The sequence below is a fragment of the Pseudomonas sivasensis genome, from assembly GCF_052938085.1.
In genome coordinates this window covers 5,930,266-5,942,376 of the sequence record NZ_CP176442.1, presented here as the reverse complement: position 1 = coordinate 5,942,376, position 12,111 = coordinate 5,930,266, and the positions used below count along the sequence as shown (strand labels likewise).

Below are 12,111 nucleotides of genomic sequence, written 5' to 3'. Positions count from 1 at the left end.
AAAATGTGGGAGGGGGCTTGCTCCCGATTGCAGTGGGTCAGCTACCAATAAGCTGGCTGATCCACCGCTATCGGGAGCAAGCCCCCTCCCACATTTGGTTTACGTGTGCCACAGACTGCGTTTTATCAGCCCTTGCCCTTGGTCCTGGTCATATTCGGCCCACCATTCTTCTCTAGATGCTGAATGATGATCCCCGCCACATCTTTGCCAGTGGTGGTTTCGATACCTTCCAGGCCCGGGGATGAATTGACTTCCATCACCAGCGGCCCGTGGTTCGAACGCAGGATATCTACCCCCGCCACGGCCAACCCCATCACCTTGGCCGCCCGCAGCGCGGTCATGCGCTCCTCAGGGGTGATCTTGATCAGGCTGGCACTGCCGCCGCGGTGCAGGTTGGAGCGAAACTCTCCAGGTTTGGCCTGGCGCTTCATCGCCGCAATTACCTTGTCGCCCACCACGAAGCAGCGGATATCCGCACCCCCTGCCTCCTTGATGTATTCCTGCACCATGATGTTCTGCTTGAGGCCCATGAATGCCTCGATCACCGACTCCGCCGCGGTTGCGGTTTCACACAGCACTACGCCAATGCCCTGTGTGCCTTCCAGTACCTTGATTACCAGTGGCGCGCCGTTGACCATCTCGATCAGGTCCGGGATGTCATCGGGTGAGTGGGCAAACCCGGTGACCGGCAGGCCGATCCCCCGGCGCGACAGCAGTTGCAGCGAACGTAATTTGTCCCGCGAGCGCGCAATGGCCACGGACTCGTTCAAGGGGAACACCCCCATCATCTCGAATTGGCGCAGCACCGCGCAGCCATAAAACGTCACCGAAGCGCCGATCCGCGGGATTACGGCATCAAAGCCTTCCAGCGGTTTGCCTCGGTAATGGATCTGCGGCTTGTGGCTGGCAATGTTCATATAGGCACGCAACGTGTCGATCACCACCATTTCGTGGCCACGTTCGGTGCCGGCCTCGACCAGGCGGCGGGTGGAATACAGACGCGGGTTTCGCGACAGCACAGCAATCTTCATGCAGCACCTGGGGCAGAAATAGTAGAGACCGGGAACACCGGCTTGTCTTGAACGTACTTGATGCCGGGGTTGACCACCAACTGGCCGTCAATCAGCGCCTTGGAACCCAGCAGCAAGCGGTAACGCATAGCCTTGCGGCAGGCCAGGGTGAACTCCACCCGCCATACCCGATCACCCAACGCCAGGGTGGTGCTGATCACATAGCGCACCTGCGCATGGCCGTTGGAGCTCTTGATGGTTTTCATCGTCACCAAAGGCGCTTCGCAGCGGCGGTGGCGCAGTTGCACAACACTGCCCAGATGCGCAGTGAAGCGCACCCACTTCTCACCGTCGCGCTCAAAGGGTTCGATATCGGTGGCGTGCAGGCTTGAGGTGCTGGCACCTGTGTCGATCTTCGCGCGCAGGCCTGCCACTCCCAAGTCGGGAAGTGCCACCCACTCACGCAGACCCACAACGGTCAAATGGTCAAATGTCTTCAATATGGGTAACCGGTCAATTAGCCCAAGCTTTCGGTGAAACCTCGGCCAGGGCTTTGAATGCGGGCTTGGCGAACCAGTAGCCTTGCATGAGAAATATTCCACAGTCAGACAGAAAGTCTCGCTCTCCGGCACTTTCAATGCCTTCGGCGATGACAGTAACGTTCAACTGCTCACAGATTGTGACAATCCCCCGGACGATTACCTGGCGGACACGATCCTTGTCGACATCGCGGATAAGAGCCATGTCGAGTTTGATCAAGTCAGGTTGGAAATCGGCCAGCAGATTCAGCCCCGAATAGCCCGCTCCGAAATCGTCGATGGCGGTCTTGAAGCCGAATTCGCGGTATTCACGCAGAATATTCGTCAAATGGCGATAGTTATCTACATGCTCGCTTTCCAGCGTCTCGAAAATCAGTCTGTTCAGCGGGAAATTGTGTGCGCGAGCCGCCTCCAGGGTGCTGCGGATGCACAACTCCGGACGGTACACGGCGTTGGGCATGAAATTGATGGAAAGATGGGTTTGCATCCCCATGGCTGCTGCGCCGGCAATTGCCTGGGTGCGGCAGCGTTGGTCGAAGCGGTAGCGATTGCTTTCGTTAACCTGGTTCAGCACCGACAACGCACCTTCGCCTTGTGTACCGCGCACCAAGGCTTCGTGGGCAAAAATCGAATGATCCCGAAGGTCTACGATAGGCTGGTAGGCAAACGCAAAATCGAAACCCAGGGGCTCGCTTTGCTGGCAGCCTACGCAGCGCTGGTCAGGCGAGGTGAGTGAAGTGGGAAAGTCGGTCACGGCGTATCCTCGCGAAAACAGGGTGCTACCTGGCGTATCTTAGGTGAGCCTTGAGGTTTATGCGTCGAAGGGTTTCAACGGTAAAGTTGCGACATTTTTCAGAGCGAGGAATTCAAGTGGCTCAAAAGCAGGAAGAGGAAGAAAAGGTTCGCCTGGACAAGTGGCTGTGGGCCGCGCGTTTCTATAAAACCCGTGCCCTGGCCAAGGCGGCGATAGAGAGTGGCAAGGTGCACCATCGTGGCGAGCGCTGCAAGCCGGGCAAGGAGCCACGCGTCGGCGATGAGTTTCAGATTCGTACCGGTTTTGATGAAAAGACCATTGTGGTCCAAGCACTTTCCATCGTGCGTCGTGGCGCACCTGAAGCTCAGGCGCTCTACACCGAGACCGACGCTAGCATCGCCAAGCGCGAAAATGCTGCGGCGATGCGCAAGGCGGGGGCTTCAGGCCTGACCACCGATGGTAAGCCGAGCAAGAAGCAACGCCGCGATCTCTTCAAGTTTCGCGGCAGTGGCAGTGATGACTGATTGCGCATAACCCCAGCCGAATTAGGGAGGGAGCCAGCCCCCTCGCTTATTCGGCCTGCAGCGTTAAGGGGATGTGCGCACGACGCTCAATCCTCCGATCACCGGCAGCTTGCCAAGTAACCCGAAGATCGGCGTCGTCACGTGTAACAAAGCGCCCGACACCTTTGCCGCAAACGGCGTGTAATACCCCCAGCCCAATGCCAACAGCGCCAGCAGCACTCCGCCGATGTAATCGTCCTGCCCCCAATGCGCACCTGCCACCAGCCGCGGCATCATAAACAACAGCGCCAGGCCCCAGATCACCAGCACTTGGCCGATGCGCTTGGCGAACACCGTCATAAACATCCCCCAAATCAACAGCACAGACGCATGATCCCCAGGGAAGCTTTGGCTCGAACGGTCCTTCAGCTCCCAGGTCTTCTCCAGGCCAGGAAAGTAATCACTCATCTGAATGGCCCCGCCGATCACCATCGACGGGCTGCTGTGCTGCCAGCCCATCTGTGCCGCAAGTTTGGAAAACAGCATGCGGATAAACAACAGCAGCAACAAAATGCCGACAAAACCTAACAGCGCCTGACGCACCTGCACGGCCTTGAACACCCAGTCGCCGCGAACCAGCAGCGACAGCAGGATCACCCCGACCACCGCATCAAACGGTCGCAAACTGGCCACGGCCCAAATGTGCAGCCACGTTGCGTTAGTGGCCAGAGGGTCATTGAGCAGATGAAACAGCCACTCGTCGAAAATCACACAGAGCATCTGGCCCGTGGGCCACAGCCAAAAACACAGCAGCGCGATAGCGAGTAGATTGCACAGAGCCCATCGCCGGAGGTTCCACTTGGCTTGGAACAAACCCGGATTGTTCATAAACTGTCCCTCTTCGCTCTATTTAAACTCTCTGTTTCCAGGAGAAATTCGCACCAAAACGGTGCTAAAGCGTTTAATTCTATAAACCTTGTAATCAATTTGTCATCAATTCAGATACCCAGACCTATGACTGATCTACCGGATACCGACTTCACCCAACGCTTCATCTTCGACGAGAGCGACGCCCGCGGCGAAATGGTTTCGTTGGAACTCAGCTACGCCGAAGTCCTCGCCAAGCACCCCTATCCTGAGCCGGTCGCGCAACTGCTTGGAGAGCTGATGGCCGCTGCGGCGTTGCTGGTCGGCACCATGAAGTTTGACGGTTTGCTGATCCTGCAGGCCCGCTCCGAAGGCCCGATCCCGCTGCTGATGATCGAGTGCTCCAGCGAACGTGAAATCCGCGGCCTGGCCCGTTATGACGCTGATCTGATTGCCCCGGACGCCATGCTGGCGGACCTGATGCCCAACGGCGTCCTGGCGCTCACCGTCGACCCGACCGTAGGCCAGCGTTACCAGGGCATCGTCGACCTCGACGGCGAAACCTTATCGGATTGCTTCACTAACTATTTCGTGATGTCCCAACAAGTCGGCACCAAGTTCTGGCTCAACGCAGACGGCAAACGCGCCCGTGGCATGCTGTTGCAGCAATTGCCGGCCGACCGCATTAAGGACGACGACGATCGCGCTGAAAGCTGGCGGCACACCATCGCTCTGGCCGACACCCTGAAAGCCGAAGAACTGCTGGGCTTGAACAACGAAACCATCCTGCATCGTCTCTACCACGAAGAACCTGTGCGCCTGTTCGACGCGCAAACCTTGCGCTTCCATTGCAGTTGCTCCCGCGAGCGTTCAGGTAGCGCATTGGTCAGCCTGGGTCTGGAAGATGCGCAAAATCTGGTGGTGGAACACGGTGGCAATATTGAGATCGACTGCCAGTTCTGCAACCAGCGCTACCTGTTCGATGCTGCCGATGTCACTCAATTGTTCGCTGGCGCAGGCATCGACACGCCATCCGACACCCGCCACTAAAACGTTTAAGCACAGGTAAATCACCTGACAAATGCCGGATTAGAGGTGTTCTGACGGGAGGGCCCTACTCTTTTTGGGCTTTTCTGGCATAATCCGGCCCACTTTTTTCGCGGTAGTAGTGCGCAACTTTCTACTACAAAACGTTTGGAGCACTCGGCCATAGGCCGACGGGGAACCTCATGACGCAAGCCAATAACGCCGTATACACCGATCTGAGTGTTGACGATCTGGTCAAAGAAGCCCTGCAGCGCGGTGAAGGCGTGCTTGCCGATACTGGCGCACTGGTCGTAGAAACCGGTCATCGCACCGGTCGTTCGCCGGTCGACCGTTTCATCGTTGAAGAGCCTTCCACCCAGGACGCCATCGCCTGGGGCCCGATCAACCGCAAGTTCCCGGCCGACAAGTTCGATGCCCTGTGGGCTCGCGTCGAGGCTTTCAACAACGCGCAAGAGCACTTCGTTTCCCACGTTCACGTAGGGGCTGCCGAAGACCACTACCTGGCTGTGAAAATGACCACCCAGACTGCCTGGCAGAACCTGTTCGGTCGTTGCCTGTTCATCAACCCGGCCCAGTACAACCCAGCCGGCCGTGACGAATGGCAAGTGCTCAACGTGGCTAACTTCGAGTGCGTGCCAGAGCGTGATGGCACCAACTCCGACGGTTGCGTGATTCTCAACTTCGCACAGAAAAAAGTACTCATCGCTGGCATGCGTTACGCCGGTGAAATGAAGAAAGCCATGTTCTCGGTGCAGAACTTCCTGCTGCCGGCTTCCGACGTACTGCCGATGCACTGCGCCGCAAACATCGGCGAAGCGGGCGACGTGACCCTGTTCTTCGGCCTGTCCGGCACCGGTAAAACCACCCTGTCGGCCGACGAAAGCCGTTACCTGATCGGTGACGATGAACACGGTTGGGGCGAAGGCGTGGTGTTCAACATCGAAGGCGGTTGCTATGCCAAATGCATCGACCTGTCCGAGAAGAACGAGCCAGTTATCTGGAAAGCCATCAAGCACGGCGCAGTATTGGAAAACGTCGTGATCGACGACGCCAAGCACGCCGACTACGCCGACGTGAGCCTGACCCAGAACAGCCGCGCCGCCTACCCGCTGGAGCACGTTGCCAAACGTTCCGAGAAGAACCTGGGCGGCGAGCCAAACGCAGTGATCTTCCTGACCTGCGACCTGACCGGCGTACTGCCACCAGTGTCTATCCTCAGCGAAGAACAAGCGGCCTACCACTTCCTGTCCGGCTACACCGCATTGGTGGGTTCGACTGAGATGGGGTCGGGTAGCGGCATCAAGTCGACTTTCTCCACCTGCTTCGGCGCGCCATTCTTCCCACGCCCAGCCGGCGAATACGCAGAGCTGCTGATCAAGCGCATCCGCGGCTTCGGCTCCAAGGTCTACCTGGTCAACACCGGCTGGACCGGCGGCGGCTACGGCGTAGGCAAGCGCTTCAACATCCCGACCACTCGCGGTGTGATCGCAGCGATCCAGAGCGGCGCGTTGATCGGTGCTGAAACCGAACACCTCGACACCATCAACCTCGACGTGCCATTGGCCGTACCGGGTGTTGAAACCGGCCTGTTGAACCCACGTAATACCTGGGCTGACAAGGCCGCTTACGATGAAGCAGCGAAGGCGCTGGCGGGTCTGTTCATCGAGAACTTCAAGAAGTTTGAAGTGAGCGATGCGATCAAGGCTGCGGGTCCTAAGTTGTAAGATTCGCGTGTTGTGAAAAAGCCGCCTCTTGTGGGCGGCTTTTTTATGCGCGAAAGGTCAGTCGGCGATGTGCAGAACTACTGCTCCGATCAATACCAATACAACCCCCAGCACCTGCACCGCAGTGAGCCGCTCCTTGAAAAACACAAATCCCAGAATCGCCGCAATCCCACCTGACAACGTACTGATCACCGTCACCACCGAAACCGACCCCGCCATCGCACCCCATGAAAACGCCGAGAACCCGCCGAGGTTCATCAAGCTCGCGCCGGTCAGCGTCGCACAGTTTTTCAGTGGCGGGATTTTCAGGCCGTCTTTGATCTTCAGCACCATCATTACCAGTACGCACACGCCCACCAGATAACCCAACCAAAGCATGGTGATCGGTCCCAACGCGGGCAGCGTGTAGCGGCCTTGCAGCCAGAAACTGGCGCCGTACAACAGTGCGGCGAGCATGGCGTAGGCGATGGATAGGCGGGGGTTGTTGTGGGGTACGCCGTTGTCCTTGTGGATGCTGGAGAGGATCACGCCGATGACGCATAGGGCAATGCAACCGAGTTGTATAAGGCTGATGTGCTCGCCGCTGGCCCAGGACAATAAGGTAGTGACCACGCCGTACGATGTCACCAGTGGTGCAACGATCGCGGCTTTGCCCATGGCGAAGGCTTTGGACAGCGCGAGAGCGCCGGACACGGTGAGCAGCGCGGCTGCGATGCCCAGCAGCCAGACGCTTAGCGGGGCGTCGAGGGATTTGAAGAGAAAGGTCGGCAACATGACCAGTAGCAAGGTCATGATCAGGAAGCCGAGCGCCTGGCCAAAGTAAACGGCGCGTTTAACGCCGACAGCCCGGGCGTTGAGGCCCACGAGGAAATCCGTGCCACCCCAGAGCAGGGCGGCCAGCAGGCCCATTGTTACGTCCATGTATCGTCCTTTCTGAAGACTCAATTTCCTTTAACAGCCCCGCTTGCCGGCAATGGCGACCTCAAGACCGCCATCGCCGGTAAGCCGGGCTCCTACAGGGGGCTGCGTGTTAGCTCAGGTTTTCCAGCGTCTGCGTGTCCCAGCTGTGAGTCTTGATGGCGAGATAGAGCATGCCGATGGTCAGTGGAACCTTGTTGCCGCGCCCCTTGGCCCGACGCTTGAGGAACACATCAAAGACCGGCGGGTTGAAGTAACGATAAGTGTCGTAGTCGCCCAGGTCGAGTGCGAATTCCTGCTCCAGCGCTTCCATCAGTTGCTTGGCTTCACTGCCGTCACAGCCCAGGTCGAAATTGAGTGAGGTTTGCAGGCGGATAGTCTTGTGTTTCGGCAGGCCGATTTCTTCGTGCAGCAGTTGCAGGAGTTGCTGCATGACGGGGTCTTCGGGGAAGTCGGGGGCGAGGTTCATGGTGGGGGCACGCAGGAGTGGGTGAAGAGGGAGGTCGCGTTTCAAGCGGAATTTGTTTCGGGTGATGAAGAGTGCCAAGCCTATCAAGAATAGGAATACAGACAGGAGGGGCATTTTAAGGATTACTGCTACGTAGGGTAGTAGGAATGCCAACGTAACGCCTGTCGCGAGCAACGTGATAGCAAATCGCCTTCTGAGTATTGGGGTTGTGATTTGGTGATTCAAAACAAGGTATAGCGCCACAAAGGCGACAATTTGAACGCAGATAGTCATGGCTTCTGACATTCCATGGCTTCGAGGGGATAGCTGCGACTAATACTTTTGGTGATCGCACCCACAGGGGTGGCAGCGGCGCGCGCTATTGGTTTTGAAAACGGGTGAATTGGCGCACTGAAAAGTCCCGCTAACGCTAGAGCGATAAGGCGCCCGCGTTCATTGAGCAAATCTGCCTGCTGCCGGTTCAGCGGCTTAGCGATTGCGACAGTCATTTTGCAAGGCAAATCACCGGGTAACATTTTTCCGTAGAGATCCGCCAGCCGATAGCGAACTTCGGTTGCGCGGGTGCCGGCTTCCAAAAGACAGAGGTTTGCCAGTGTTTGTCGATGGGCGGGTAGAACGCTAAACCGAATCACCGCGAAGGTGATGCCGTAGTGGCCAATGTATTGAGTCCTTTCGATGTTCACAGGTTTCTGCCGGGAAAGTTGAGGCCGCGCTATTTTCATTCAGCGACGGGTAACTTCTGTAGAGGGTTAAGCGGGTATCTGGAGCAGTTTGGGAAGGAGATGTCGTGACCTGTGGAAATTTCCTACGACTGTTTCAGGCATTTGTGGCTTGGCATCACATTTTCTACAAAAACTCCGCCAGTGGCCTGAATTAAGCGTATGTTTCACCGCAAAATCTTGTAGGGCGATTTCCGCCCACTACTTAAAGGGAGTTAAGCATGGGTTTGCTTCGTGTCGCTTCGGCGATGTCATTGTGTGCGTTGGCTTTTTCCGTCCAGGCCGAACAGTTGCCGATTGAAGTGCTAAGCGCCGTGGTCAAGGATCAGAAAATCGCCGACGCCGAAGTGCTACTGCAACGCAACGGCGCGCAGAATGTGGTGGGTCGCACCAACGCCCAGGGCCAAGTGACGCTGACCAGTGAGGCCGCCGATGACGCGAGCAACCTGCTGATCATCAAGAAGCCCGGCTACTCCAACCTGGTGGTGAAGTGCCCATGCGCGGGCATGACCTACGCCATCAGCCCGGTGATGGAAAACCTCGATGGCCTGCGTGTGGTGCTGACCTGGGGCAAGACGCCGAGTGACCTCGACTCCCACATGATTTTCCCCGGCAATAACATCTATTTCGAGAACCAGAAGGGTACCGACGCCGAGTTGGATGTGGATGACACCGACAGCTACGGCCCGGAAACCATCACCCTGCAGAAAAAGCACTACGGCGAAAGCTACGTCTATGCCGTGCACGACTACAGTAATGGCGGCAACCCAGGCTCGCGCCAGTTGTCCGACAGCGAAGCCAAGGTGTTCGTGTACATGGGCCAATCGCTGGTGCGCACCTACTACGTGCCTAAGAACCGCAGCGGCAACCTGTGGACGGTGTTCCGCATGACCGGCAGCGGCGACTTCCAGGACATCAACACCTTCAGTGGCGTGACAGTGAATGCCGCCAATGTGCTGAACGAAGTCAAACCGCTGCTGGATGACAGCGTCGCGGTCACCGCAGTCACCGTTAGCTCTTCCGTACAGACTGATGCGAAGAAGCTGAACCTGAAAGGTGAAGCGGCTTACCAGGCAGGCAATCTGGATCAGGCGATTGACTACTTCCGTCAGGCCATCGATCTGGATAACAGCTTCGGCAAGGCTTACGGCAACCTCGGCCTGGCGTATCAGAAAGCCGGTAACACTGCCGAGTCGATCTGGGCCAACCGCAAGGCTATCGCCCTTGCCACCGGCGCCAATGCTGCGACCGTGCGTGCAGGTGCCTACTACAACATTGCGCGGATCTACGAAGCGGCGGGGCAGTTCCAGGATGCGCTGCGTCACTACCAGTTGGCCAAGGAACAGAAAGCCAACCCGGTGTATGACACGGCGATTGAGCGGGTGCAGAACCGCTGATTCAGCTGTAGTGCAGTTCTAAAGATGTGGGAGGTGCTTGCTTCCTCCCACATTTGGATCGGTGTGTTTCCTACTGCATCATCAGGTTATTCCCACTTCGGCCCTGGGCCATCTCCCAGCCTGTGTATCATCCTGTCTCTTTTTCCATGCGACCTTTCTCGATCCGCTGAGCTTACTGGGCTACGTTTTTAAGCCACCTTCAGCGGTCAATGGAGTGACAGCCTATGCACGACACCCTCCAGCAGGTCTTTGGTTATCCACAGTTTCGTTTGGGTCAGGAAGAAACGGTCAGCGCCGTTCTGGCCGGTCGTTCGGCGGCTGCAATTTTCCCTACTGGGTCGGGTAAATCCCTGTGTTATCAGCTGTCAGCAGTGTTGCTGCCGCACCTGACGCTGGTGGTCTCGCCACTGTTGGCACTGATGCAGGACCAGTTGGGCTTTTTGCAGCGCCATGGCATTTCGGCGGGTAGTATCGATTCGGCCCAGAGTCGTGACGACGCCAATGACGTGATGGCCCGCGCCCGTTCCGGTGAGCTGAAAATCCTGATGATTTCCGTGGAGCGCTTGAAGAACGAGCGCTTCCGCAACTTCCTGCAAAGTGTGCAGATCTCTCTGCTGGTGGTGGACGAGGCGCACTGCATTTCCGAGTGGGGCCATAACTTTCGCCCGGACTACCTGAAGCTGCCGGACTACCAGCGTCAGTTCAAGATCCCACAAGCGCTGCTGCTGACGGCTACAGCCACGCCCAAGGTGATTGCCGATATGCAGGCGAAGTTCGCCATAGCGCCGGGTGATGTGGTGACTACGGGGTTCTATAGGCCGAACCTGAACCTGTTGGTCGAACCGGTCAGCGGCGCGGACAAACGCCGTCGCCTGGTGCAGTGGATGAGCGAACGGGCCAACCAGCCGAGCATCGTCTACGTCACCCTGCAAAAAACCGCCGAGCATATTGCCGAGCATCTGAACCGCAATGGCATACAGGCCGAGGCGTATCACGCCGGCTTGCCCCACGACAGACGTGAGGGTATCCAGCAGCGCTTCATGGGCGGGCGCTCCAATTGCATTGTCGCCACCATCGCGTTTGGCATGGGCATCGACAAGAGTGACATCCGCAATGTGGTGCATTTTGACCTGCCCAAATCCATCGAGAACTACAGCCAGGAGATAGGCCGCGCCGGGCGTGATGGACAGCCCTCGGACTGCCTGGTGTTGGCCAACCGTGACAGCCTCAATGTGCTGGAAAACTTTGTGTACGGTGACACGCCTGAGCAGGAGGGGATCCGCCGGGTGCTGGAGGATTTGCAGGCGGCGCGCAGTGAAGGGCAGTGGGAGTTTTTACTGAGGTCGCTGTCGGACCACAGCAATATCCGCGAGCTGCCACTCAAGACCCTGCTGGTGCAGTTGGAGCTCAAAGGCGTGATCGCGCCGCGCTACGCGTTTTATGCCGAATACCGCTTCAAATACCTGATTGAGCCCGAAGCGTTACTGGCACGGTTTTCCGGTGAGCGGCAGCAGTTTGTCGCGGCGATTATTCAAGTGTGCAAGCGTGCTAAGACCTGGGCGACGGTGGATTTCGACGCGCTGTATCAGCAGCACAATGCCGAGCGCAATCGTGTGGTGAAGGCGCTGGATTACTTCCAGGAGCAAGGCCTGATCGAGCTGGAAAGCAAGCAGATGACTGAGGTCTACAGCCTGCTGAATACCGAATTTGATCCACAGGTGTTAAGCGCCGAGTTATACACAGGCTTTAAGCACCACGAGGTGACAGAAGTGGCGCGGATTCACGCCATGCTCGATCTGTTTGCCACCGATCACTGCTTGGGCCAGCGCTTGGCCCATTATTTTGGTGATGAAAAAGCCCCCCATCGCTGCGGACATTGCTCGGTCTGTCACGGCCATGTGGCGCACCTGCCATCACCGCCGGGCTTGCCGCCGCTTGTGGATAAAAATTTCATGGAGCTGTGCGGTGATTTTATCCACAGGCATCATGAGCACACGGGCCAACTGCCCGGTGCCGAGCGACTGACGCGCTTTCTCGGGGGTATCAGTGTGCCGTTGTTTACCAAGCTGAAGGCGCGGAGCATTCCCGGTTTTGCTGCGCTGGAAGACTATCCCTATGCCGAAGTACGCAGTTGGGCCGAAGTCCATTTGAATGACCTGTAAAC

At 57.5% G+C, this 12,111-nt stretch carries 12 protein-coding genes; 5 read left to right on the top strand and 7 right to left on the bottom strand.

Annotation, left to right across the window (positions count from 1 at the left end):
• Positions 1-125: 125 nt before the first annotated feature.
• Genes rimK through rimA form a run of 3 tightly spaced genes read right to left on the bottom strand, consistent with a single transcriptional unit; the run spans position 126 to position 2,303 of the window.
• Positions 126-1,031, bottom strand: coding sequence for a 30S ribosomal protein S6--L-glutamate ligase (gene rimK / locus ACKZ62_RS27265; RefSeq protein ID WP_003171022.1), 906 nt, complete (start codon positions 1,029-1,031; stop codon positions 126-128).
• Positions 1,028-1,510: a retropepsin-like aspartic endopeptidase RimB gene (rimB, locus tag ACKZ62_RS27260; protein WP_032884940.1), complete on the bottom strand. Its 483-nt coding sequence runs from the start codon at positions 1,508-1,510 to the stop codon at positions 1,028-1,030. The genes rimK and rimB overlap by 4 nt, the downstream gene beginning before the upstream one ends.
• A 13-nt stretch (positions 1,511-1,523) precedes the next feature.
• Positions 1,524-2,303, bottom strand: a complete 780-nt coding sequence (gene rimA / locus ACKZ62_RS27255; RefSeq protein ID WP_122756732.1) for a S6 modification regulatory phosphodiesterase RimA — start codon at positions 2,301-2,303, stop codon at positions 1,524-1,526.
• A 116-nt stretch (positions 2,304-2,419) separates the two neighbouring features.
• Here rimA and ACKZ62_RS27250 point away from each other — a divergent pair, with 116 nt between their 5' ends.
• Positions 2,420-2,827: an RNA-binding S4 domain-containing protein gene (locus tag ACKZ62_RS27250; protein WP_032884944.1), complete on the top strand. Its 408-nt coding sequence runs from the start codon at positions 2,420-2,422 to the stop codon at positions 2,825-2,827.
• A 63-nt stretch (positions 2,828-2,890) separates the two neighbouring features.
• Here the strand turns inward: ACKZ62_RS27250 and ACKZ62_RS27245 are convergent, their stop codons facing one another.
• Positions 2,891-3,694 (bottom strand): phosphatase PAP2 family protein, encoded by an 804-nt coding sequence (locus ACKZ62_RS27245; RefSeq protein ID WP_122764501.1) that lies wholly within the window; start codon positions 3,692-3,694, stop codon positions 2,891-2,893.
• Between the two features lie 126 nt (positions 3,695-3,820).
• Here ACKZ62_RS27245 and hslO point away from each other — a divergent pair, with 126 nt between their 5' ends.
• A complete protein-coding gene (gene hslO / locus ACKZ62_RS27240) occupies positions 3,821-4,723 on the top strand; it encodes an Hsp33 family molecular chaperone HslO (protein ID WP_032884948.1) in 903 nt (300 codons plus the stop codon).
• A gap of 179 nt (positions 4,724-4,902) precedes the next feature.
• A complete protein-coding gene (locus tag ACKZ62_RS27235; protein ID WP_032884949.1) occupies positions 4,903-6,444 on the top strand; it encodes a phosphoenolpyruvate carboxykinase in 1,542 nt (513 codons plus the stop codon).
• Positions 6,445-6,501: 57 nt separating this feature from the next.
• Here the strand turns inward: ACKZ62_RS27235 and ACKZ62_RS27230 are convergent, their stop codons facing one another.
• The 3 genes from ACKZ62_RS27230 to ACKZ62_RS27220 form a co-directional block, all read right to left on the bottom strand.
• Positions 6,502-7,365 (bottom strand): EamA family transporter, encoded by an 864-nt coding sequence (locus tag ACKZ62_RS27230; protein WP_241150151.1) that lies wholly within the window; start codon positions 7,363-7,365, stop codon positions 6,502-6,504.
• Positions 7,366-7,474: 109 nt separating this feature from the next.
• Positions 7,475-7,831 carry a DUF1493 family protein gene (locus ACKZ62_RS27225; protein WP_095186348.1) on the bottom strand — a complete coding sequence of 119 codons (357 nt, stop codon included), beginning with the start codon at positions 7,829-7,831 and terminating at the stop codon, positions 7,475-7,477.
• Positions 7,832-8,100: 269 nt separating this feature from the next.
• Positions 8,101-8,514 (bottom strand): hypothetical protein, encoded by a 414-nt coding sequence (locus ACKZ62_RS27220; RefSeq protein WP_260368046.1) that lies wholly within the window; start codon positions 8,512-8,514, stop codon positions 8,101-8,103.
• A 257-nt stretch (positions 8,515-8,771) separates the two neighbouring features.
• On the opposite strand from ACKZ62_RS27220, the gene ACKZ62_RS27215 reads away from it, so the two are divergent.
• Both ACKZ62_RS27215 and ACKZ62_RS27210 read left to right on the top strand, forming a co-directional pair.
• On the top strand, positions 8,772-9,947 hold the full coding sequence (locus tag ACKZ62_RS27215; protein ID WP_122682156.1) for a tetratricopeptide repeat protein: 1,176 nt from the start codon (positions 8,772-8,774) through the stop codon (positions 9,945-9,947).
• A 224-nt stretch (positions 9,948-10,171) separates the two neighbouring features.
• Positions 10,172-12,109 carry a RecQ family ATP-dependent DNA helicase gene (locus tag ACKZ62_RS27210; protein WP_339484048.1) on the top strand — a complete coding sequence of 646 codons (1,938 nt, stop codon included), beginning with the start codon at positions 10,172-10,174 and terminating at the stop codon, positions 12,107-12,109.
• Positions 12,110-12,111 lie beyond the last annotated feature (2 nt).